The organism is Streptomyces sp. TAA040, assembly GCF_000424845.1.
Genome location: NZ_AUKR01000002.1, coordinates 176,406 through 199,659 on the forward strand (window position 1 = coordinate 176,406; position 23,254 = coordinate 199,659).

The following is a 23,254-nucleotide window of genomic DNA, read 5'->3' on the forward strand; positions in this document are numbered from 1 at the left end:
GGCGTGGGTTGCGGGTCGCGGTGCGCGCCTGCGGCCGGTGCGGCAGCGGGCGCGGGGGCCGCGGGGGAACCCCTCGGGGCCACCGTATGCCGGTTGGCCCCGAGGGAACTGCCGGTCTCGCTATGCGGTCCGGTCGAGCGCGCGCAGTGAACGGTCGGTGATGGACCGCGCGCCCCTGCCGACCGCGATGGTCCCGGACTGCACCAGCTCCTTGATGCCGAAGGGTTCGAGCATCTTGAGCATGGCCTCCAGCTTGTCGCTGCTGCCGGTCGCCTCGACCGTGACGGCCTCGGGCGAGACGTCGACGGTCTTGGCGCGGAAGAGCTGGACGATCTCGACGATCTGCGAGCGGCTCTCGTTGTCGGCGCGCACCTTCACCAGGACGAGTTCGCGCTGGACGGCCGAGACCGGGTCCAGTTCGACGATCTTCAGGACGTTGACGAGTTTGTTGAGCTGCTTCGTCACCTGCTCCAGCGGCAGGTCCTCGACGTTCACCACGATGGTGATCCGGGAGATGTCGGGATGCTCGGTGGTACCGACCGCAAGGGAGTCGATGTTGAAACCCCGGCGGGAGAAGAGGGCGGTGATCCGGGCCAGGACGCCCGGCTTGTTCTCCACCAGGACGGAGAGCGTGTGCTTGGACATGTCGGGTTCTCTCTCGCTGGGCTGTCAGTCGTCGCTGTCGCCGAAGTCGGGCCGCACGCCACGGGCCGCCATGACCTCGTCGTTGGAGGTGCCGGCCGCGACCATCGGCCAGACCATCGCGTCCTCGTGGACGATGAAGTCGACGACGACCGGGCGGTCGTTGATCGCGTTCGCCTTCTCGATCACCGCGTCCAGGTCGGCCGGGTCCTCGCAGCGGATGCCGACGCAACCCATCGCCTCGGCCAGTTTCACGAAGTCGGGGACCCGGGTGCCGGCCGAGGGCTGCTTGCCGTCGGCGTCAGGACCGCTGTGCAGCACGGTGTTGGAGTAGCGCTGGTTGTAGAACAGCGTCTGCCACTGCCGGACCATGCCCAGGGCACCGTTGTTGATGATGGCGACCTTGATGTTGATGTGGTTCAGCGCCGCGGTGACCAGTTCCTGGTTGGTCATCTGGAAGCAGCCGTCGCCGTCGATCGCCCAGACCGTGCGGTCCGGCGCTCCGGCCTTGGCCCCCAGCGCGGCGGGCACGGCGTAGCCCATGGTGCCCAGGCCACCGGAGTTGAGCCAGCTGGCCGGCTGCTCGTAGCGGATGAAGTGGGCGGCCCACATCTGGTGCTGCCCGACCCCCGCGGCGTAGATCGTGTCGGCCGGGGCCAGTTGCCCGATCCGCTCGATGACCTGCTGGGGCGCCAGCGAGCCGTCGTCCGGGGTGTCGTAGCCGAGCGGGTAGGTGTCCCGCCAGCGGCTGAGCTGCTGCCACCAGTCCTGGTAGCCGTTGCGGGCGGCCTCGCCGGAGGTGCCCGCCTCGTGCTCCCCCTGGACGGCGACGATCAGGTCGGCGATGACCTCCCGGGCGTCCCCGACGATCGGCACGTCGGCGAGGCGGTTCTTGCCGATCTCGGCCGGGTCGACGTCCGCGTGGACAACCTTGGCGTGCGGCGCGAAGGAGTCCAGCTTGCCGGTCACCCGGTCGTCGAAGCGGGCTCCGAGGGCGACGATCAGATCGGACTTCTGCAGCGCGGTGACGGCGGAGACCGCACCGTGCATCCCCGGCATCCCCACGTGCTGGGGGTGGCTGTCGGGGAACGCGCCGAGCGCCATCAGGGTCGTGGTGACGGGCGCCCGGGTCAGTTCGGCGAGCACCTTCAGCTCGGCGGTGGCTCCGGACTTGAGCACGCCGCCGCCGACGTAGAGGACCGGGCGACGGGCCTCCCCGATCAGGCGGGCGGCCTCCCGGATCTGCTTGGCGTGCGGCTTGGTGACGGGCCGGTAGCCGGGCAGGTCGTGCGTCGGCGGCCAGCTGAAGGTGGTCTGCGCCTGGAGGGCGTCCTTCGCGATGTCGACGAGGACCGGTCCGGGCCGTCCGGTGGAGGCGATGTGGAAGGCCTCGGCGACCGTGCGCGGGATGTCGGCGGCGTCGGTGACGAGGAAGTTGTGCTTGGTGACCGGCATCGTGATGCCGCAGATGTCCGCCTCCTGGAAGGCGTCGGTCCCGATCGCCTTGGAGGCCACCTGGCCGGTGATCGCGACCAGCGGGACGGAGTCCATGTGGGCGTCGGCGATCGGGGTGACGAGGTTGGTCGCTCCGGGCCCGGAGGTGGCCATGCAGACGCCGACCCGACCGGTGGCCTGCGCGTAACCGGTGGCGGCGTGGCCGGCCCCCTGCTCGTGGCGCACCAGGACGTGCCGCACCCGGTCGGAGTCCATCATCGGGTCGTAGGCGGGGAGAATGGAACCGCCCGGGATGCCGAACACCGTGTCGGCGCCGACCTCCTCGAGAGAACGGATGAGGGACTGGGCACCCGTCAGGTGCTCGACGGTGACGGCTTGCGGCTGTCCGCCGGTACGGGCCCGCGGCTGCTGCGGGCGCGGGGTCCCGGAGGCCTGCTCGGTCATCGGCTTTCTCTTCTCGGCTCAGGTGAGGGTGTTGACGCTCGGGGGCGGCACTCGCGAGTGCTGACGCTTGAGGATGCTGAACGGTCTGCTGCGGCGCTCGGGTCGGGAGCGGTTTGGCTGGTTTTTAACGTAACCGGGCGTGATGTGCCGGGGTACTTGTGCAACAAAAAACCCCTCGTGCCGTGAGGCAAGCGAGGGGAGCGCGTCGCTGTGGTGCTCGGGGTGCGGGTGGCCCCGGTCAGCAGACGCGCTGTCCAAGTACGAGAATTCGGGTGCGCATGGAACAGACCTTCCTCCCGGCGGACCGGGGGTGTCAAGTGGGTGGGACGGACGTCTCACTATGTGACCGGAGTGGTGGGTGCGTCACCGGGTCCGGACCGGCCGCGCCTCCCCGGCGGACCGGCAGCGAGCCGGCGGCCACCACCGACCGGCCCTCGCGCGCCGCCGGGCCGGCCGGCGCGGCGTCCGGCACCGGGAAGCGTCCCCGGGTCAGCGCCCGTCGCAGCCGGTGCTCGTCCACCGCACCGGCGAAGACCATGCCCTGGGCGTGGGTGCAGCCCAGCGCACGGAGTATCCCGACCTGCTCGGGCAGATCCACGCCCTCGGCCACCGACGCCACCCCGAGGTCCTCGGCGATGCGCAGCATCCCCGCGGTGATCTTGCGCAACCGGGGGGACTCGGTCAGTCCCTCGACGAGCGCGCGGTCCAGGCGCAGGCAGTCCACCGGCAGCCGGCGCAGCACAGCCACCGCTCCGTAGCCGGCACCGAAGCCGTCGAGGGTGATCCGGACGCCGAGCCGGCGCAGCGCCGAGAGCCGGGCCTCCAGCTCCTCCATCGGCACCTCGGCGTCGTGGTCACTGATCTCGACCACGAGACCGCTCCCTGCGAGGCCGTGCCGGGTGAGTAGCGACTCGACCGTGTGCCCCGCCATGGAGCGGTCCACGATCCTTCGCGCGGACATCCGCACCGACACCGGGGTGGTGAACCCACAGCGGTACCTTTCGGCGGCCTGTGCGACCGCCTCCGCCAGCAGCCGCCGGCCCACCTCGGCCCCGGGACCCGGCGCGGTGCCGCGCGCACCCGAGGGGTCCCGGTGCAGGAACTCGGCGGGGGTGAAGAGCATGCCCTGCGGGGAGCGCCAGCGGGCCTGGGCCGCGACGGCCGTCACCTCCCCGCTGACCAGGTCGACGACCGGCTGGTGCAGCAGCGCGAACTCTCCGTCGTGCAGCGCGCTGCTCAGACGGCTCGCGAGCTCCGAGCGCCGCACCACGTCCGCCTGGAGCTGCGGCTCGTAGAGCTCCACCCGGCCCTTACCCGCCTGTTTCGCGCGGTACATGGCCAGGTCGGCGTTGCGCATCAGCGCCGCCGGGGATACGCCGGGCTCGGCGAAGGCCACCCCGATCGAGGCGGCGACCCGCACCTCGTTGCCGGTGCCTCCGGTGTCGACCCAGTAGGGCTCGGAGAGCTTCTGCCGCAGCCGGTCGGCGATCTCCAGCACGCGCATCTCCCGCTCCGCCCGGCCGCCGGAGCCGTCGCCGAGGATCAGGGCGGCGAACTCGTCGCCGCCCAACCGGGCGGCGGTGTCCCCGGACCTGACCGACTCCAACAGCCGCCGTCCGGCGTGCACGAGCAGTTCGTCCCCCGCCTGGTGGCCGATGGTGTCGTTGACCGCCTTGAAGCCGTCCAGGTCGATGAAGAGGACCGCCGCGTCTCGTTCCGTGCCGTCGCCGCCCCGGCGCCCGGTCAACGCCTGCCGGACGCGCTCGGTGAACAGGGCGCGGTTGGGGAGGTCGGTGAGCGGGTCGTGCGAGGCGTTGTGCTGGAGCTGGGCCTGGAGCCGGACCCGCTCGGTGACGTCCCGGCTGTTGAGGATGAGCCCGCCCTGGTAGCGGTTGACGGTGGACTCGACGTTCAACCAACGGCCGCTGCCGTGCCGGAAGCGGCACTCGACGCGCAGGGAGGCCTCCCGCTCCGGCGGCACGGCAAGGAACCGGCGCACCTCGTGCAGGAACCGCCCGCGGTCGTCCGGGTGGAGCATCGCGGAGAGTTCGGAGCCGACCAGTTCCTCGGCCCTGCGGCCGTAGACGCCCACGGCCGCGGGGCTGATGTAGCGGAGCACGCCGCCGCAGGAGGCGATCATGATCACGTCGCTCGAACCCTGCACCAGCGATCTGAAGTGGTTCTCCTTCTGGGCCAGTTCGCGGGTCAGGCGGATGTTGTCCATCAGCATGATGCCCTGCCGCACCACGAGGGCGAGCACCACCGTGCCCGAGGTCAGCAGCACCACGTGGTCCACGGCGCGGCCGGCGGCGAAGTGGTAGAGCACTCCCAGAGTGCACACCGCGGCGGCCAGGTACGGCGTCACCGCGGCCAGCGAACCCACCAGCGGTCGGCCCTCCCCGCCGTCCTCGTCGGAGCCCTCGGGGCCGCCCTCGCCGTGCGGCACCCCGGCGGCGCACGGCCGGCCCGCCCCGGTGCGCCGCGGTGCTCCCCCGGGAACGCGGGGCGGCGCGCCCCCGCCGGTGTGCGCCTGCACCCACGGCGCATAGGCGAGCAGCAGGGACGCAGCGAACCAACCCGCGTCCAGTATCTGCCCGGAGCGGTACTGCGCCTGGAACAGCGGCGAGGTGAAGAGGGCGTCGCACAGCACCGTCAGGGCGAGGGCGCCGACCGCGGTGTTGATGGCCGAGCGATGGACCGAGTGGCGCCGGAAGTGCAGCGCGAGCACCATGCTCACCAGCACGATGTCCAGCAGCGGGTAGGCGAGTTGCAGGGCCGCCCGGGCGACGGAGCCGTCCTCCCAGACGCCGGAGTGCGCCAGTGCGAGGCTCCAGGACAGGGTCAGCAGCGAACCGCCGATCAGCCAGGCGTCCAGCCCCAGGCAGACCCAGCCCGCCCGGTTCGCCGGCCGCTTGGCGAGCACCAGCAACCCGATGATCGCCGGAGGTGCGAACAGCAGGAAGCAGAAGTCGGCCAGGGAGACCATCGGCACCGGGCGCCCCAGCACCACCTCGTACCACCCCCAGACCGCGTTGCCCAGTCCGGCCATCGCGGAGGAGACCGAGAACAGCACCCAGGCGGGACGGAACCGGCCGGGATGCGTCCAGGCGTACCGCAGGCACGACCCGCCGGCCAGGAAGGCCGCGGCGCTGAGACCGAAGTCGCCCATGACGTGGGCTAATTCCGGCGACCCCCAGCCCAGGCCGGCGCCGACGGCGTATGCGAGGCAGGCAGCCACCAGCGCGAGTTGGGGAAGCACCGCGACCCGTTCGCCCTCCGGGGTGCGGCAGGTGGGCACGAGGGCGACCCCCTGGGTGCTCATCGGCCCACCCCCGGACAGGGGGGCCGATTCCGGCATCCGTCCATGGTCCGGCCGTTCGTCCGTCGGCTGCGCATTCGCCCGTCGCCCCCCTGGGTGTCCTGGTGTCTCCCCGGTCCGGACGATACACCAACTCAGTCACACAGGGACATAGCCCCTCTACACAGCGTGACCGTGAGCGGCTCCACGGGCACGGAGAGCAGTCACCCGCATCCGCAGCGTGCCCCGCGGCACCCGGCGGGCGGGGGCTCGGCCCCTCAGGGGGTTGTGGCGACGACGTGCCGCAGCGACTCCGCGGCGGCGAACCGGTGGAGTTGTTCGGCCAGCAACCTCTCCGCCCGCGGCAGGAACGCCGAACTGGCCCCTCCCACGTGCGGAGTGATCAGAATGCCCGGAGCCTGCCACAGCGGATCGTCCGCGGGCAACGGTTCCGGATCCAGGACGTCCAGCGCGGCCCGCAACCGCTGCGCGGTCAACTCGGCCAGCAGCGCCTTGCCGTCCACCACCTGGCCGCGGGCGACGTTGACCAGCAGGGCCCCGTCCTTCATGCGCCCCAGGAACTCCGCGCCGACCAGACCCCTGGTCTCCTCGGTCAGCGGGACGGCGAGCATCACCACGTCCGCCCGCGGCAGCAGTTCGGGAAGGGCCGACAGCGTCTGCACCGGGCCACGGGGCGCGGTGCGGGCGGAGCGGGCTACCCGGTCCACCGCGGCGACCTCGAAGGGCAGCAGCCGCTCCTCGATCGCGGCGCCGATGCCGCCGTAGCCGACGATCAGCACCCGCCTGTCCGCGAGCGAGGTGCGGACGGCGCTGTTCCACCGCCCCCGCTCCTGGTCCCGGACGAACTCGGGGATGCCGCGCAGCGAGGCCAGTGTGAGGGTGAGCGCCAACTCCGCGGTGGACGCGTCGTGCACCCCGGCGGCGTTGCAGAGCACCGCGCCGGTCGGCATCCCGCCGACGGCGGGCAGCATGTGCTCCACCCCGGCCGTGAGCGTCTGTACCACCCGCACCCGGCGCATCTCGGCCAGCGGCCGCACCGCGACCTGCGGACCCTTCATGTAGGGGACGGTGTAGAACACGCAGTCCGCCGGGTCGGCCGGGAAGTCCGGCTGGCCGTTCCAGAATCGGTAGTCGTAGCCCCCCGGCAGGTCCGAGAGGCGGTCGGGCGGAAGCGGAAGCCAAACGTCAGCAGCCATGCGCACAGGCTAGGGGGTCCGGCGCCGCCGCGGGAGGCGGTTGGGGACCACGGTGGCGGGCGCCGGTGCGGTGGGGGAAGCCGTCACCGCCGACGGGGTGCGGAAGGGCCCCTCGGCAACGGTTAGTTTGGGAGCCCCCGGCCGCAGCGGGGCGGCGTCGGAGACGGTCCGGCGGGCGGCAGCTCGGGCGGGGGCTGCAACGGTCCGGGGCAGGGCGATGGCGCGAGCAGCAGCGGCGCGCGGTCCGGGAGAGAGACCGGGACAGGAACCGGGAGAAGGGGTGTCCGCGAGGTGGAGCGCAGGACCGTCGGGGCCGCGGCGCTCGACGTGGGGGCGATAGGTCTCGGATGCATGCCGATGACGTGGGGGTACACCGCGTCCGAGCAGCACGGGGAGGGCTCGCTGCGCGCTCTGCACGCCGCGCTGGACCACGGGGTGTCCCTGCTCGACACCGCCGACATGTACGGGCCGTTCACCAACGAGCTGCTGCTCGGCAGGCTGCTGAGGGAACGGCGCGACGAGGTCTTCCTCTCCACCAAGGTGGGACTTCTCGTCGGCGACCAGCACCTCGTCGCCGACGGCCGCCCCGCCTACGTCAGACGCGCCTGCGACGCCTCGCTGCGCCGGTTGCAGACCGATGTGATCGACCTCTACCAACTGCACCGGGCCGACCCCGAGGTGCCCGTCGAGGAGACCTGGGGGGCGATGGCCGACCTGGTCACCGCAGGCAAGGTGCGCGCGCTGGGCGTGTGCGCGGTCGATGCCCGCGGCCGGCGGGGGCAGGCCCGGACCGCGCCGCACCGCGCCACGGTGTCCCTGCTGCGCAGGCTCCAGCAGGTCTTCCCGGTCAGCGCGGTGCAGGCGGAGCTGTCCGTCTGGTCGCCCGAGGCACTGACCGGGTTGCTGCCGTGGTGCGGGGAGCGCGGAGTGGCCCTGCTGGCGGCGATGCCGCTCGGCAGCGGCTACCTCAGCGGCACGCTCACGCCCGGCAGCGGCTTCGAGCGGGAGGATCTCCGCACCCGCCATCCGCGCTTCACCGCCGAGATGATGGCCGCGAACCAGCCCATCGTGGCCGGGCTGCGCCGGGTCGCCGCGCGGCACCGGCAGGACGCCCGGCACGGCGGGGACGGACAGCACGACGGGGACGCCCGGCACGACGGGGACGGGTGCGCCACCCCTGCCCAGGTGGCCCTGGCCTGGCTGCTGGCGCAGGGCCCGCAGGTGATCCCGGTGCCGGGGACGAAGAAGGCGCAGTGGGCGGTCGAGAACGCCGGAGCGGCCCGCCTCTCGCTCACCGCCGGGGACCTCGCCGAGATCCGCTCGCTGCCCGCCGCGCAGGGTTCGTGGGAGTGAGCACGGGCACCCGCGGGACACCCGCGTCCGCCGCAGGGCCGGGCACGGCGGCGGACGATGTGATGTGCTGCCGACACGCTCCTTCCGACGAGAGGATTCCCCGTGCGACGCTCCGGTCCGACCGCCGCGCTGGCTGCCGCCGCGCTGCTGCTCACCGCCGCCTGCTCCGGCGGCCCGGCCTCCGAGGACTCCGCCGAATCCTCCGCACCCCCGTCCTCGGCGCAGGAGACCGAGGGGGACGCCGCTCCCGGCGATCGCCCGACGAGGCAGGAGGAGGCCGCGCCCGCCGAAGGATCGGTCGAGGTCTCCGGGACGGTCGTGGAGGGGCTGGACTCCCCCTGGGGCCTGGCCGCCCTGCCCGAGGGCGACCTGCTGGTCTCCTCCCGCGACACCGGCCGGATCACCCGGGTGTCCGGCGAGGGGGGCGCGAAGACGGAACTCGGCCGGGTGAGCGGAGTGGAGCCCGGTGGCGAGGGCGGCCTGCTCGGCCTCGCCACCAACGGCGACGGGCACGTCTACGCGTACTTCACCAGCGCCTCGGACAACCGCATCGTCCGGATGCTCTACGACGAGGACAAGCCCGAGGGGCAGCAGCTCGGCGCTCCCGACGTGGTGTTCAAGGGCCTGCCGAAGAACTCCGTCCACAACGGCGGCCGAATCGCCTTCGGCCCGGACGGGATGCTGTACGCCGGTACCGGCGATGCCGGAAGCACCGGCCGGTCGCAGGACGAGGAGTCGCCTGCGGGAAAGATCCTGCGGATGCAGCCGGACGGCAGTCCGCCCGAGGACGGCAACCTCGCCGAGGACTCGGTCGTCCACTCGATGGGCCACCGCAACGTGCAGGGCCTGGCCTGGGACGGCGCCGGGCGGCTGTGGGCCTCGGAGTTCGGGCAGAACACCTGGGACGAGCTGAACCTCGTCGAACCTGGCGGCAACTACGGCTGGCCGGACGTCGAGGGCAGGGCCGGCGAGGAGGGCTTCACCGACCCGGTCGCGCAGTGGGAGCCGGCCGAGGCCTCACCGAGCGGGCTGGCCTGGGCGGAGGGCTCGCTGTGGATGGCCGGCCTCCGTGGCGAGCGGCTCTGGCGGATCCCGATGGACGGCACCGAGCCGGTCGCCGGTCCGGAGGCGTTCCTGGAGGGCGAGTACGGCCGGTTGCGGACCGTGGTCTCCGACGGGGACGACGGCCTGTGGCTGGTCACCAGCAACACCGACGGCCGCGGGGACGTGACCGAGGGTGACGACAGGATCGTGCGGTTGACCGTATCCTGAAGGGAAGGTGCGGACGCATGGCCGCCCGCGCCGCCCACCGGGAGGAGACGGCATGCTCGACATCATGGACAACCTGTTCCACCCCGGCGGCAAGTACGCCGAGGACGAGCGTCAGAGACTGGAGCACACCCGGGTCGTCGAGGGCAGCCACGGGACGGGCCGCGGCCCGATCGACCTGGAGTCCGGCTGCACCCTGATCGTCCCGCAGCCCGGCGGCGTCGACGCGGTGCTGCCGCCGAAGCCGCGGGTCGAGGAGTCGGAGACCGAGGAGGGCGAGGTCTGAGCGTCCGGACCGCCCGCCCCGACCAGGGCGGTACCCCCCGCTCCCCGGCAGGTGCCGGAAGGGAGCGGGGGGGGGACTCCTGTGACGGTGTGCTGCCCCGCCCCTCCTGCGCAGGAGGGGCGGGGCGGCACACCGCCGACGGGCGCCGTCGGCGTCAGCCCTCGACGCCGAGCTTCTCCAGGATCAGCTTCCGCACCCGGGCCGCGTCCGCCTGGCCGCGAGTGGCCTTCATGACCGCGCCCACCAGGGCTCCGGCAGCGGCCACCTTGCCGCCGCGGATCTTGTCCGCGATCGCCGGGTTCCCGGCGATCGCCTCGTCGACCGCGGTACCGAGGGCCCCCTCGTCGGAGACGACCTTCAGGCCGCGCTTCTCGACGACCTCGTCGGGTGAACCCTCACCGTCCAGCACGCCCTCGATGGTCTGCCGGGCCAGCTTGTCGTTCAGCGAGCCCTCAGCGACCAGCGTGCACACCCGGGCGACCTGCTCGGGGGTGATGGCCAGGGCTGCCGGCTCCACCCCGGTCTCGTTGGCCCGGCGGGCCAGCCCGCCCATCCACCACTTGCGGGCCTGGTCGGCCGGCGCCCCGGCCTCGATGGTGGCCACGATCAGGTCGATCGCCCCGGCGTTGAGGACCGACTGCATCTCGTGCTCGGAGATGCCCCACTCCTCACGGAGCCGGTTACGGCGCAGCCGGGGCAGCTCGGGCAGCGTGGCACGCAGCTCCGCGACCCACTCCCGGGGCGGCGCGACCGGGACGAGGTCGGGCTCGGGGAAGTAGCGGTAGTCCTCCGCCTCCTCCTTGATCCGCCCGGAGGTGGTGCTGCCGTCCTCCTCGTGGAAGTGCCGGGTCTCCTGCACGATGGTCCCGCCGCCGCCGAGAACAGCGGCGTGCCGCTGGATCTCGAACCGGGCGGCGCGTTCCACGCTCCGCAGCGAGTTGACGTTCTTGGTCTCGCTGCGCGTGCCGAACTTCTCCACGCCGTGCGGGCGCAGCGACAGGTTGACGTCGCAGCGCATCTGCCCCATTTCCATCCGCGCCTCGGAGACCCCGAGCGCCTTGATGAGTTCGCGCAGCTCCGCCACGTAGGCCTTCGCCACCTCGGGGGCCCGCTCCCCGGCACCGGTGATCGGCTTGGTGACGATCTCGATCAGCGGGATACCGGCGCGGTTGTAGTCCAGCAGCGAGTGCGAGGCGCCGTGGATGCGGCCGGTGGCGCCGCCCACGTGGGTCGACTTGCCGGTGTCCTCCTCCATGTGGGCGCGCTCGATCTCCACCCGGAAGATCTCGCCGTCCTCCAACTGGACGTCCAGGTAGCCGTCGAAGGCGATCGGTTCGTCGTACTGGGAGGTCTGGAAGTTCTTCGGCATGTCCGGGTAGAAGTAGTTCTTCCGGGCGAACCGGCACCACTCGGCGATCTCGCAGTTCAGCGCGAGGCCGATCTTGATCGCCGACTCCACCCCGGTCGCGTTGACGACGGGGAGGGAGCCGGGCAGGCCGAGGCAGGTCGGGCAGGTCTGCGAGTTGGCGTCCGCGCCGAGCGCGGTCGAGCAGCCGCAGAACATCTTGGTCGCGGTGCCGAGTTCGACGTGGACCTCCAGCCCCATGACGGGGTCCCAGGAGGCGAGCGCGTCCTCGTACGACACCAGGTCGATCACAGTCACGGAAATGTGCCTTTCGAATCGTCCGCGTCAGTCGTCCGCGAGGACGTCGTCGTCGGCCATCCGGCGCAGCTCGCGCACCAGGAGCGCGATGCTGGTGGCGATGGCGGCGGCGGAGACGACGGCGTCGACGAGTTGGAGCCGGTCGCGGTCGAAGCGGGCCTGCTTGATCTGCTTGGCCACGCTGACCGCGCCGAACAGCGAGGTGCCGATGGACAGGTAGGTGCCGGGCCGGGACTTCCTCTTGACGGCCTTGGCCTTGCCGAGCTTGCTCACAGTGACGGTGCCTCCTCAAGCAGCGGATGTCCCCACCGTGCCTGGAACGCGGTCTCCACGGCCGCCCCGACACGGTAGAGGCGATCATCGGCCATGGTCGGCGCGATGATCTGGAGCCCCACCGGAAGCCCGTCCTCCGGTGCCAGACCGCAGGGCAGCGACATGGCCGAGTTGCCGGCCAGGTTGGACGGGATGGTGCACAGGTCCGCGAGGTACATCGCGACCGGGTCGTCCGCCCGCTCCCCGATCGGGAACGCGGTGGTCGGGGTGGTCGGCGACACCAGGACGTCCACCGACTCGAACGCCTCGGCGAAGTCCCGGCTGATCAGGGTGCGGATCTTCTGCGCCGAACCGTAGTAGGCGTCGTAGTAGCCGGAGCTGAGCGCGTAGGTGCCCAGCATGATGCGCCGCTTGACCTCGTCGCCGAAGCCGGCCTCCCTGGTGTGGGCGGTGACCTCCTCGGCGGACCGGGTGCCGTCGTCGCCCACCCGCAGGCCGTAGCGCATCGCGTCGAAGCGGGCCAGGTTGGAGGAGCACTCGCTCGGCGCGATCAGGTAGTACGCGGCGAGCGCCTTGTCGAACGACGGGCAGGAGATCTCGACGATCTCGGCGCCGAGCTCGCGCAGCAGCTCCACCGACTCGCTGAACCTCTGCATCACCCCCGCCTGGTAGCCCTCGCCGGCGAACTCCTTCACCACGCCGATCCGCATGCCGCGGACCTCGCCGCTCCTGGCGGCTTCGACCACCGAGGGCACCGGGGCGTCGATGGAGGTCGAGTCCATCGGGTCGTGCCCGCCGATGACCTCGTGCAGCAGGGCGGCGTCCAGGACCGTGCGGGCGCAGGGGCCGCCCTGGTCGAGCGAGGACGAGAAGGCCACCATGCCGTACCGGGAGACCCCGCCGTAGGTCGGCTTGACGCCTACGGTGCCGGTGACGGCGGCGGGCTGACGGATGGAGCCGCCGGTGTCCGTCCCGATGGCCAGCGGCGCCTGGAACGAGGCGAGGGCGGCGGCCGAACCACCGCCCGAGCCGCCCGGGATCCGGGTGAGGTCCCAGGGGTTGCCGGTCGGGCCGTACGCACTGTTCTCGGTGGAGGAGCCCATCGCGAACTCGTCCATGTTCGTCTTGCCCAGGATCACCACGTCAGCGTCCCTGAGACGCTTGGTGACCGTGGCGTCGTAGGGCGGCAGCCAGCCTTCGAGGATCTTCGAGCCGACGGTGGTGGGCACGCCCTCGGTGGTGAAGATGTCCTTGAGCGCCAGCGGGACGCCGGCCAGGGGGCCGAGCCGTTCACCGCGGGCCCGCTTGGCGTCCACCTCGCGCGCCGTGGCGAGCGCGCCCTCCCGGTCGAGGTGAAGGAAGGCGTGCACCTTCTCGTCGACCGCCCCGGCACGGGCCAGGTGCGCCTCGGTCACCTCGACCGCGGTCACCTCGCCGGAAGCGATCATCTCCGCCGTCTGCGCGGCGGTCAGTTTGATCAGATCAGCCATGTCGGTCACTCCTCACCCAGGATCTGCGGCACCTTGAAGCGCTGCTGCTCACTCGCCGGGGCTCCGGAGAGCGCCTGCTGCGGCGTCAGGCTCGGACGGACCTCGTCCGGGCGCATGATGTTGGTCAGCGGCAGCGGGTGGGAGGTGGGAGGTACATCCTCGGAGGCGACATCGGAGACGGCGGCGACCGCTCCGATGATGTCGTCGAGCTGTCCGGCGAAGTGTTCGAGCTCTTCGTCCTTCAGCTCCAGGCGCGCCAGCCGAGCGAGGTGGGCGACCTCCTCGCGCGTGATGCCAGGCATGCAGCGATCCTTAGGGTTCATGGCTGATGGTTCAGGGGTGTTCCGGGCTAACGCACCAATCCTATGGCGCACGGGCCGCGGCTCGCGCACGCCTTCCGGTCGGCGCCCCGGCCGGGCGGTCCGCGCCACCACCGGTGCCCGCGTGCGCTCGCGACCCACAGCGTGCCCCGGCGGCCTTCCCGGCGGCCGGACGGTCGTGCGGCACATCCGGCAGGCTCCTGCACCGGCTGCTCCCGGGGCCTCCTGCGCCGGCTGTCCCCGGCTCTACTGCACCGGCTGTCCCGAGGTCTCGTCGCGCGGCCGTCCCGCGGGCGGCGCCGACTGCTCCGGGACGCCCGCCGGCAGCGCGGGCTGCCGGCTCCCGGCGGAGCAGCCGCGCGCCCTGAGCCATGCGGTCGCCTCGGCGGGCGGCATGGCGGCGGCCACGAGCCAGCCCTGGACGGCGTCGCAGCCCAGGTCCCGCAGCCGTTCCCACGTCTCGTCGTCCTCCACGCCCTCCGCGACGACCAGCAGGCCCAGGGAGTGCGCCAGGTCGACGGTGCAGCGCACGATCTCGGCGTCCTGCACGTCGACGGCCAGCCGCGCCACGAAGGAGCGGTCGATCTTCAACTCGCTGACCGGCAGCCGCCGGAGGTGCACCAGCGAGGAGTAGCCGGTGCCGAAGTCGTCCAGCGACATCCTCACGCCGTGCCCGGTCAGCCCGGCCAGGGTGACGGCCGCCTGCTGCGGGTCCTCCAGCAGCACGTGCTCGGTGATCTCCAGTTGCAGGGCGGAGGGCGGCACACCGTGCCGGGCGAGCCGCGCGGCGACCGCGCCGGCGAACCCGGGGCTGTGCACGTCGCGCGGGGAGACGTTGACGGCCACCGGGACGACCAGCCCCGCCGCCCGCCAGGCGGCAACCTGCTGGAGCGCCTCCTCCAGCACGTACTCGGTCAGCCGGGGCATCAGGCCGGAGGTCTCGGCGATCGCGATGAACTCGTCGGGCGGCACCCGTCCGCGTTCGGGGTGGACCCAGCGGACGAGGGCCTCCAGCCCGGCCACCTCCCCGTTGAAACGCACCTTGGGCTGGTAGTGCAGCGCGACGTCCCCGGCCTCCAGCGCACGCCGCAGGTCGCCCAGCAGCCCCAGCCGGTCGGGGGTGTTGCCGTCCCGGGTGGCATCGTAGACCTCCACCCCGCTGCGGTCGCGCTTCGCGTCGTACATCGCCACGTCGGCCCTGCGGAGCAGGCCCTCGGCCTCCTGGGCGTGCTCGGGGAAGACGGCGAGTCCGGCGCTCGCCTCCAGCACCAGCGTCAGCCCGTCCAGGTCCAGCGGCGAGCCCAGGGCGGAGACGAGTTCACGGGCGGAACGCTTGGCGCTGGTGATGGAGTCGGTCCGGGGCAGCAGGACGGCGAACTCGTCCCCGCCGAGGCGCGCGGCCTCGGCTCCGCGCGGCAGCGCCGCCCGGAGCCGGTCGGCGATCTGGAGCAGCAGCCGGTCACCGGCGAGGTGCCCGAGGGTGTCGTTGACGGAACGGAAGCGGTCCAGGTCGATGAGGACCAGGGCCGCCCGGCCGCCCTGCCGGTCGGCGTCCTCCAGCGCGGCCCAGCTGCGTTCCATCAGCCAGAGCCGGTTGGGCAGGCCGGTGAGCGGGTCGCGCAACTGCTCCTCGGCACGGGCGCGGGCGATCCACAGGGTGGAGTCGAGCGCCATCAGCGGGACCGCGAAGAGCGGCAGCACCACGGGGAAGTGCGCGGCGACGACGATGATCAGCGGCGATATGCCGAGCAGCGCGACGCAGACCAGGCCGTGCCGCAGCAGTGCGGTGCGGGTGACGGTGGGCAGACCGCCGCGCGGGGTGAGGCAGTACCAGAGCAGCAGCCGGGTGACGAGGAGGTAGGTCAGGGCGGCGACGAGGACCTCGGGCACGGCGGACCAACGCCACTCCACGGGCACCCAGGGGCTCTCCACGGAGGGGTGGGTGCCGAAGGCGGCCATGGTCAGGGCGGAGGCACCGATACCGAGGATGTCGACGGCCCCGTGCATCAGAGCCTGCCGCCAGCGGCGGTGCCGGGCGGCTCCGACGAGGGCGACGACGGCGAGGCTGACGAGGGTGGCCGGAACCCACCCGTACAGGAGCAGGATGGCGAGAGTGAGCGCCGCGCCCGATCCGGTGCCGCCCCACCAGCGGTCGCGTCCCAGCGCGACGAGGTGGCCGACGACGATGCCGGTGAGCACGGCGAGCGCCCACCCGGCGGTGCCTCCGGGGAATAAGGCGTCGCCGCCGCCGAGCACCCGGTGGACGCCGAGGGCCAGCACGACCGCGGAGGCGGCGACCACGAGCACGGCGAGGCCGGGGAACCGCGCCGCGGCGAGCCGCTGGGCGCGGGACACCGGTTCGGCGGCGTCGCCCGCGCCGGAGCGGCCGGGGGCCCGGGCGGTCCCGTTCGCCCTGCGCCCGTGTGGTGTCTGCTGCATGCGCGTCCCTCTCACGGCCGTCGAGTGCCCACGCCACGGCAGGCGCACGGTCCCCACAGTAGGCGGCCGTGGGCCAGGAGGGCAGCGAACGGGCGGGGTTGCCCGGCCGCGGCCCCGCGGCGGAGGCGGGCGGCCCCGCCCTGCCCCGGCTGCGGGCCGGCTCCTCACCCGGGTCGGCATCGGCCCGGGAGGGCTCTTCAGGGGACCGGGGCGGCGGCCCTGCGCACCTGGGCGCCTGCGCGGCTCACTGCTCCTGCTCCTCGGGGTTCACCGCTGCCGCGACGGCAGCCTCGGGCCCCTCCGCCAGCAGAACGGCGAATCCCGCCTCGTCGAGAATCGGCACTTTCAGTTGAACTGCCTTGTCGTACTTAGACCCTGGATTCTCCCCCACGATGACGAATCCAGTCTTCTTCGAAACTGATCCGGTCACTTTCGCGCCGAGATTCTGCAATGCCACCTTCGCCGCGTCACGCGTATGGGAATCGAGAGTTCCGGTTACTACCGCGGTGACGCCGTCCAACGCACGGGGCCCGGTGTCCTCTCCGCCCTCCTCCTCCATCCGCACTCCGGCGGCCCGCCAGCGCTCCACGATTTCCCGGTGCCAGGGTTCCGCGAACCAGTCCTTGAGCGAGGCCGCGATGGTCGGACCGACGCCCTCGGTGTCGGCGAGCTCCGCTTCGCCCGCCGCCGCGATCCGGTCCAGGGAGCGGAACTCCCGGGCGAGCGCCTCGGCCGCCACCGGGCCCACGTGCCGGATCGAGAGTCCGGTGAGCACCCGGGCCAGAGGGCGCTCCTTGGCCGCGCGGATGTTCTCCAGCATCGCCAGGGTGTTCTTGCGCGGCTCGTCCTGCTGGTTGGCGAACAGGGTGACGACCTTCTCCTCGCCCGTCTTCGGGTCGCGCTTCGGCAGCCCGGAGTCCGGATCGAGTACGTGCGACCTGATCGGCAGCAGCTCCTCGACCGTGAGGTCGAACAGGCCGCCCTCGTCCCGCAGCGGCGGCTCGACGGGCTCCAGCGGCTGGGTGAGCGCGGTGGCCACGACGTAGCCGAAGTGCTCGATGTCCAGGCTCTTGCGGCCGGCGAGGTAGAACAGCCGCTCCCGCAACTGCGCAGGGCAGGAGCGGGCGTTCGGGCAGCGCAGATCGATGTCCCCCTCCTTGGAGGGCCCCAGCGCGCTCCCGCAGTCGGGGCACTCCGCGGGCATCACGAACGCGCGTTCGCTGCCGTCCCGCAGGTCCGCCACCGGCCCGAGGATCTCCGGGATGACGTCACCGGCCTTGCGGATCACCACGGTGTCCCCGATGAGCACGCCCTTGGTCTTCACCACCTCCTGGTTGTGGAGGGTGGCGAACTCCACCTCCGAACCGGCCACGGTGACCGGCGCGACCACCGCGTACGGCGTCACCCGGCCCGTCCGGCCGACTCCGACCCGGATGTCGAGCAGTTCGGTGTTGACCTCCTCGGGCGGGAACTTCCAGGCGATCGCCCAGCGCGGGGCCCGCGAGGTGGAGCCCAGCCGGCCCTGGAGCGGGATCTCGTCGAGCTTGACGACCGCGCCGTCGATCTCCTGCTCCAGGGCGTGCCGGCGTTCGGCGGAGTCCGCGATGAACCGCCGCACGCCCTCCAGCGAATCGACCACCCGGTTGTGGTCGGAGGTGGGCAGCCCCCAGCTCCTGAGCAGGTCGTAGGCGTGCGAGAGGCGTTCGAGCGAGGCGCCCTCCAGCGCGCCGACGCCGTGCACCAGCATCCGCAGCGACCGCCCGGCGGTGACTCTGGGGTCCTTCTGGCGCAGCGAACCGGCGGCGGCGTTGCGCGGGTTGGCGAACGGCGCCCTGCCCTCCTCGACCAGCCCGGCGTTCAGCTCCTGGAAGCGCGCCATCGGGAGGAAGACCTCGCCCCTGACCTCGACCAGCTCCGGCAGGTCGTCGCCGGTCAGCCGCTCGGGCACGCCGTCGAGGGTGCGGACGTTGGGGGTGATGTCCTCGCCGGTGCGGCCGTCCCCGCGGGTGGCGGCCCGGGTGAGCCGGCCGTGCTCGTAGGTGAGGTTGACCGCCAGACCGTCGATCTTGTGCTCGCACAGGAAGTGGTGCGGCAGGCCCTCCAGTTCCCTGGCGACTCGCTCCGCCCAGGCGTCCAGCTCGGCATCGTCGAAGGCGTTGTCGAGCGAGAGCATCCGCTCGCGGTGCGCCACCTCGGTGAACTCGGTCTCGTACTGACCCGCGACCTTCTGGGTGGGCGAGTCGGGGGTGCGCAGCGCCGGATACCGGTCCTCCAGCTCCTGCAGGGCGCGCAGCAGCCGGTCGAACTCGGCGTCACTGACGACCGGGGCGTCGCGCACGTAGTAGCGGAAGCGGTGCTCCTCGATCTGCTCGGCGAGACGCGCGTGCTCCTCGCGCGCCCCGGCGGGCGCACCTGCGTGCTGTTCGGCAGCCACCGTCGTTCCTCTCGTCACTCTGGGTTGTCCGCGAGCGATCTCGCCGCCCGGACACACTGTGCGAGCGCCTCCCGGGCGTACTCCGGCGCGGCCCCGGCGAGCCCGCAGGCCGGCGTGACCACCACGGACTCCGCGAGGAGCTCAGGTGACAGCCCCAGCCTGCGCCACAGCGTCCTGACCCCCATGACGCTACCGCCCGGGTCCGACAATCCTCCGGAGGACGGCTCGACACCAGGGACGACGCCCGCGAAGAGCGCGGTGCCGCCTTCCACCGCCTCTCCGAGCGCCTCGTCGTCACGCTCGGTCAGCAGCGCCGCATCGAAGGAGACGGCGGCGGCCCCGGCCCGGCGCAGCAGCCCGAACGGCACGTCGGGGGCGCAGGAGTGCACCACCACCTCGCTCCCGACCGCCGCGGCGACCAGGGCGCGCAGCCCGTCCTCCACGGCTACCCGGTCCACCGCCCGGTGGGTGCGGTAGCCACTGGCCGTGGGCACCCGACCGGTGAGGACCGACGTCAGCGAGGGCTCGTCCAGTTGCAGCACCGGACGCGCCTCGGGGAGGCGCCGCCGCACCTCGGCCAGGTGCCCGCGCACCCCCTCGGCGAGTGAGGCGATCAGGTCCCGGCAGGCACCCGGGTCCCCCAGCATCGCCTCGCCGCCGCGCCGCTCCAGCGCGGCGGCGAGGGTCCAGGGGCCGACGACCGAGACCTTCACCGCGCCGTGGTGGCCGTACCCGAACTCCTCGAAGGCGTCCAGGTCCTCGCGCAGCCAGGCCCGGGAGCGGCGGGTGTCCCGGCCCGGCCGGTCGGCGATCCGCCAGCCGCTGGGCTGGAGGTGGGTGTACAGCTCCACCAGCATCCCGGCGGTGCGGCCGATCATGTCCGCTCCGGGCCCGCGGGCGGGCAGCTCCGGCAGGAACGGCAGCGCCTCCAGCGAGCCGACGACGGTGCGCGCGGCCTCCCGCGCGTCACCGCCCGGCATCGATCCGATGCCGCTCGCGGCGGCCCTGCCCCAACTGAACCTCGTCGTGTCACTCACCCCCGCAGCCTACGAGTCCGCAGGCAGCCCCCGGACCGCTACCGGCCCCGGCCGCCGGGACGGATCCGCAGATCGCTGACCTCGGTGCCGCGGGGCATGTCGAGCGCGGTCAGCACCGTCCGGGCGACGGCCTCGGCGGGGACCCACTGCTGCGGGTCGTAGGAGCGGCCCTCCTGCTGGTGGACCTTGAGCTGCATCGGGGTCGCGGTACGCCCCGGGTAGACGCTGGTCACCCGGACGCCGTGCTCCGCCTCCTCAGCGCGCAGCGAGTCGGCGAGCGCCTTGAGCCCGTGCTTGCTCGCCGCGTACGCGCTCCACCGGGGTGCGGCGCTGAGTCCGGCACCGGAGTTGACGAAGACGATCTGCCCGCGCCCCTGGCGCAGTTGCGGCAGCAGCAGCCGGGTCAGCTCGGCGGGGGCCACCAGGTTGGCCGCCAGGGTGGCCTGCCAGGTCTTCGCGGTCAGCTCGCCGACGGCCCCCAGCTCGACGATGCCCGCGACGTGCAGCAGCGAGTCCAGCTCCCCGGGCAGGGCCTGGTGACCCAGCGCCCAGGAGAGCCGCTCCGGCTCGGCCAGGTCGCCCACGACCGTGCGGACGGTGCCACCCGCGGAGCCGAACCGCTCCGCGAGCTGCCGCGCCCGTCCGGCGTCCCGCGCGACCAGCCACGCCTCGTCGCCGCGGGCCAGCAGTGCTTCGGTGAGCGCTTCGCCGATGCCCGAGCCGGCACCGGTGATCAGATGAGTAGCCATCCGGGCATCATCGCCGCAACCGCCGTTCCGCTCCAACCCGCGCGGCCTCGGGCCGCGGCGGTCGTCCCGGGCCGAGCACCGCGGCGCGCCGGGGCCCCTACCCGATCCGCGTAGCCACACCGCGCAACTTTCCGGCTCTGCTGGGTAAGCTTCCCCAGCAGAGCATTCCGGACAATTATTACGAAAGTAGCGGTCACGGCACATGGCCAGAAGTGCATCGTTCAGTTCCCGGGACATCGGCATAGACCTCGGCACCGCGAACACCCTGGTGTACGCCCGGGGGCGCGGCGTGGTGCTCAACGAACCCTCGGTGGTGGCGGTCGACGCCCGGTCCGGCCGGGTGCTGGCGGTCGGCCGCGAGGCCAAGGACGCGGTGGGCCGGACCCCCGGCTCGATCACGGCTCTCCGTCCGCTGCGGGACGGCGTCATCTCGGACTTCGACGCGGCCGAGGGCATGGTGCGGCAGTTCATGCGCCGCGCCACCCGCGGACGCCGGCGCGCGCCCCGGGTGATCGTCTGCGTGCCCAGCGGCGTGACGGACGTCGAGCGCCGGGCCGTCCTCCAGACGGCGGCCCGCGCCGGCGCCCGGTCGGTCCACCTGATCGACGAGCCGATGGCGGCGGCGCTGGGGGCGGGCCTGCCCGTGCACGAGGCGCGCGGCTCGATGGTGGTCGACATCGGCGGCGGCTCCACCGAGATCGCCGTGATCTCGCTGGGCGGCGTGGTGACGTCCCGTTCGGTGCGGGTGGCCGGTGACGCCCTGGACGCGGTGATCGCCACCCATGTCGAGAAGGAGCACTCCCTCGCGATCGGCGAACGCACGGCGGAGGGGATCAAGACCTCGCTCGGCCGCGCCGACACCCTCGCGGTGCGCGGCCGGGACAAGGTCACCTCGATGCCTGAGTACGTCGAACTGGCCACCGCGGGCGTACTGGAGGCGCTGGAGCACCCGGTGCGGGAGATCGTGGCAGCGGTGACGGCGACCTTCGACGCCTGTCCGCCGGAACTCTACGCGGACATCATGGAGCGCGGCATCGTCCTCACCGGCGGCGGGGCACTGCTGCACGGCCTGGACGACCGGCTGGTGAGGGAGACAGGGATGCCCGTCATCGTCGCGGACGACCCGCTGGGCTGCGTGGCGCTGGGCACCGGGCTGTGCCTGGAGGATTTCGAGCGGCTCCACACCTCGTTCAGCAGCACGTTCGTCGCCTGACCCGCCGCTCCCCGTGGCCGCGCGCGCCGGCCCCGGCCGGGACGCGCGGCCACGCCCGATGCGGAGCCCGGCCGGTGGGGAACCCGGCCGGTGCGGAGGTCACTTGGCGCAGGAGGACCGCCGACTGCCCGCCCGGCCCTGGTCGGCCACCCGGTCCAGCACCTGCCCGGCGACCGGGTCGCCCGCGCACGGGTCGGCGAGCAGCCCCACCAGGCCCAGCATGGTCCGCACCTGGAGCTCCGCCTGGACCTCCACCGGCACCCAGCGGGGCCGACCGGCCGGGTCCGCGGCGGCTCCGGGCACCGGTTCCGCCCCCGCTGCCGAGGTCGCGGCGGCGGCCGCACCGACGGGGACGGCCTCCCCGGTGTCGGCGTCGGGGACGAAGGCCTCTGCGGTGAAGGCGTCGCTCCACTCCGCCACCAACTGCCGCAGGACGGCCAGCAACCGGTCGGCCTTCCCGGCCGGGGCCGTCGCGAGCGAGCGGGCCAGCATCGCCGCGGCACGGAGGGGGATGCGCTGGGCGGAGATCCGCAGCGAGGCGGCGTTGCCCACCGTGGCCCCCGCGTCCGGCGTCTCCAGCCACTCGCGGGCGATGACGGCGCAGGCCTCCGTCGTGGACACCGCGGCCGCGGCCAGCGGGCCGAGCGGGGTGGGCAGCAGCGGTATCGCCTCGTCCAGCAGCGCGCCCACGCGCTCGCCCCTCCGCCGCAGCAACCGGACGACCTCCTCCCGGGCCCCGTCCGGGTCGGCCGACGGACGGCTGTCCTCCACCGACTCGTCCACCCACTGCGGCGCCTCCAGCACCACGGTCAGGGTGCCGTGCCGCGCCGCAGGATAGAACCACGTGGATCGCGCGGAGAGGTCGTAGGCGGAGACCGCCGGCGCGGACATCACGAAGGTGCCCGCCCGCGGTGAGGGCAGGTGGAACGCGTCGAACGGAGCCGAGTCGCAGGGCAGGCCCAAGGACGCAGCCGTCTCGCCCAGCACCTCCGCCGCGCCCGGGAACGGGCGACTGAGCTGCATGAAGACGCCGCCCAGGTCGGCGGCGTGCAGCGAGAACTGCACGGCGGGGCGGAGCCGGTCGAGCACGTCCAGCAGCACCCGCGTCTCCGGCAGCGGCTCCTCCCCCGGGTCCGCCGGCAGCCACTCGGGCTGCTGCTCGGGGGACGGCCGGAACATGTCGCGGAAGTAGCGGGGCAGCGTGTGCGGCCCGGCGAGCCAGGGTTCGTTGAGGCGGGCGCCGTCCGGGTCGAGGCAGAGCAGGAAGTTCCAGGTGTCCGCGATGTTCTCCACCGGCAGCCGCTCCGCCATGCGCAGCACGGCGAGGTGGCCGATCGGCTCGTTGGCGTGCGGTCCGGCGACGGCGAGGATCTGCCGGGGGCCGTGGCCGACCGAGAGGAGCCACATCGGCCGTCCGGCCCGCGAGGTGCCGACCCTGCTCAACCGGAAACGTGCCGGGTCCCGGTGCTCGAACTCCTGTGCCGCTTTGACGACGTCGTCCACCGTCGCATACGAATCGATGGCGATCGCCGTCCTTCCGGCTGCTCCAAGCCGTTGAGTTGTCAAGGGAGTTGAGGAAGCCCGGCTATTCCGGCGATTCCCTCGGGGGCATATTCGCCACCTCCGACGTGCCGCATTCCCTCCCGGGCAGGAGACCGTACCGCTACGGCAC

General features: G+C 72.9%; 17 protein-coding genes. 4 read left to right on the top strand and 13 right to left on the bottom strand.

Annotated features, from left to right (window positions below; genetic code table 11):
* Nucleotides 1-120: 120 nt before the first annotated feature.
* The 4 genes from ilvN to H300_RS0102840 all read right to left on the bottom strand — a co-directional run bounded on the left by ilvN (nucleotide 121) and on the right by H300_RS0102840 (nucleotide 7,056).
* Complete coding sequence (ilvN, locus tag H300_RS0102825) at nucleotides 121-645, bottom strand: acetolactate synthase small subunit (RefSeq protein ID WP_028426213.1); 525 nt, start codon at nucleotides 643-645, stop codon at nucleotides 121-123.
* Nucleotides 646-669: 24 nt separating this feature from the next.
* A complete protein-coding gene (locus H300_RS0102830) occupies nucleotides 670-2,541 on the bottom strand; it encodes an acetolactate synthase large subunit (RefSeq protein ID WP_028426214.1) in 1,872 nt (623 codons plus the stop codon).
* 313 nt (nucleotides 2,542-2,854) lie between these two features.
* Complete coding sequence (locus tag H300_RS0102835; RefSeq protein WP_037978937.1) at nucleotides 2,855-5,863, bottom strand: EAL domain-containing protein; 3,009 nt, start codon at nucleotides 5,861-5,863, stop codon at nucleotides 2,855-2,857.
* Between the two features lie 254 nt (nucleotides 5,864-6,117).
* Nucleotides 6,118-7,056: a 2-hydroxyacid dehydrogenase gene (locus H300_RS0102840; protein ID WP_028426216.1), complete on the bottom strand. Its 939-nt coding sequence runs from the start codon at nucleotides 7,054-7,056 to the stop codon at nucleotides 6,118-6,120.
* Nucleotides 7,057-7,347: 291 nt separating this feature from the next.
* Here H300_RS0102840 and H300_RS0102845 point away from each other — a divergent pair, with 291 nt between their 5' ends.
* The 3 genes from H300_RS0102845 (at nucleotide 7,348) to H300_RS0102855 (ending at nucleotide 9,964) form a co-directional block, all read left to right on the top strand.
* Nucleotides 7,348-8,409 (top strand): aldo/keto reductase, encoded by a 1,062-nt coding sequence (locus H300_RS0102845; protein ID WP_028426217.1) that lies wholly within the window; start codon nucleotides 7,348-7,350, stop codon nucleotides 8,407-8,409.
* 102 nt (nucleotides 8,410-8,511) lie between these two features.
* On the top strand, nucleotides 8,512-9,681 hold the full coding sequence (locus H300_RS0102850) for a PQQ-dependent sugar dehydrogenase (RefSeq protein WP_028426218.1): 1,170 nt from the start codon (nucleotides 8,512-8,514) through the stop codon (nucleotides 9,679-9,681).
* 52 nt (nucleotides 9,682-9,733) lie between these two features.
* Nucleotides 9,734-9,964, top strand: a complete 231-nt coding sequence (locus H300_RS0102855; RefSeq protein ID WP_028426219.1) for a DUF6191 domain-containing protein — start codon at nucleotides 9,734-9,736, stop codon at nucleotides 9,962-9,964.
* 154 nt (nucleotides 9,965-10,118) lie between these two features.
* On the opposite strand, the gene gatB is transcribed toward H300_RS0102855, so the two are convergent.
* The 8 genes from gatB to H300_RS0102895 form a co-directional block, all read right to left on the bottom strand.
* Nucleotides 10,119-11,627 carry an Asp-tRNA(Asn)/Glu-tRNA(Gln) amidotransferase subunit GatB gene (gene gatB / locus H300_RS0102860; protein ID WP_028426220.1) on the bottom strand — a complete coding sequence of 503 codons (1,509 nt, stop codon included), beginning with the start codon at nucleotides 11,625-11,627 and terminating at the stop codon, nucleotides 10,119-10,121.
* 27 nt (nucleotides 11,628-11,654) lie between these two features.
* Complete coding sequence (locus H300_RS0102865; RefSeq protein WP_028426221.1) at nucleotides 11,655-11,900, bottom strand: hypothetical protein; 246 nt, start codon at nucleotides 11,898-11,900, stop codon at nucleotides 11,655-11,657.
* Entirely contained in the window at nucleotides 11,897-13,390 is a 1,494-nt protein-coding gene (gene gatA, locus H300_RS0102870) for an Asp-tRNA(Asn)/Glu-tRNA(Gln) amidotransferase subunit GatA (RefSeq protein ID WP_037978939.1), read from the bottom strand. Before gatA ends, H300_RS0102865 begins: the two co-directional genes overlap by 4 nt.
* A 5-nt stretch (nucleotides 13,391-13,395) precedes the next feature.
* A complete protein-coding gene (gene gatC / locus H300_RS0102875) occupies nucleotides 13,396-13,692 on the bottom strand; it encodes an Asp-tRNA(Asn)/Glu-tRNA(Gln) amidotransferase subunit GatC (RefSeq protein ID WP_028426223.1) in 297 nt (98 codons plus the stop codon).
* A gap of 264 nt (nucleotides 13,693-13,956) precedes the next feature.
* A complete protein-coding gene (locus tag H300_RS0102880) occupies nucleotides 13,957-16,149 on the bottom strand; it encodes a bifunctional diguanylate cyclase/phosphodiesterase (RefSeq protein WP_078515671.1) in 2,193 nt (730 codons plus the stop codon).
* A 244-nt stretch (nucleotides 16,150-16,393) separates the two neighbouring features.
* Entirely contained in the window at nucleotides 16,394-18,583 is a 2,190-nt protein-coding gene (gene ligA / locus H300_RS0102885) for an NAD-dependent DNA ligase LigA (RefSeq protein ID WP_028426225.1), read from the bottom strand.
* 14 nt (nucleotides 18,584-18,597) lie between these two features.
* Entirely contained in the window at nucleotides 18,598-19,563 is a 966-nt protein-coding gene (locus H300_RS0102890; protein WP_051269369.1) for a methionine synthase, read from the bottom strand.
* Nucleotides 19,564-19,658: 95 nt separating this feature from the next.
* A complete protein-coding gene (locus H300_RS0102895) occupies nucleotides 19,659-20,369 on the bottom strand; it encodes an SDR family oxidoreductase (protein WP_028426227.1) in 711 nt (236 codons plus the stop codon).
* 202 nt (nucleotides 20,370-20,571) lie between these two features.
* Here H300_RS0102895 and H300_RS0102900 point away from each other — a divergent pair, with 202 nt between their 5' ends.
* Nucleotides 20,572-21,582 (top strand): rod shape-determining protein, encoded by a 1,011-nt coding sequence (locus H300_RS0102900; RefSeq protein WP_028426228.1) that lies wholly within the window; start codon nucleotides 20,572-20,574, stop codon nucleotides 21,580-21,582.
* 99 nt (nucleotides 21,583-21,681) lie between these two features.
* On the opposite strand, the gene H300_RS24630 is transcribed toward H300_RS0102900, so the two are convergent.
* Nucleotides 21,682-23,085 (bottom strand): M14 family zinc carboxypeptidase, encoded by a 1,404-nt coding sequence (locus tag H300_RS24630; RefSeq protein ID WP_051269371.1) that lies wholly within the window; start codon nucleotides 23,083-23,085, stop codon nucleotides 21,682-21,684.
* Nucleotides 23,086-23,254 lie beyond the last annotated feature (169 nt).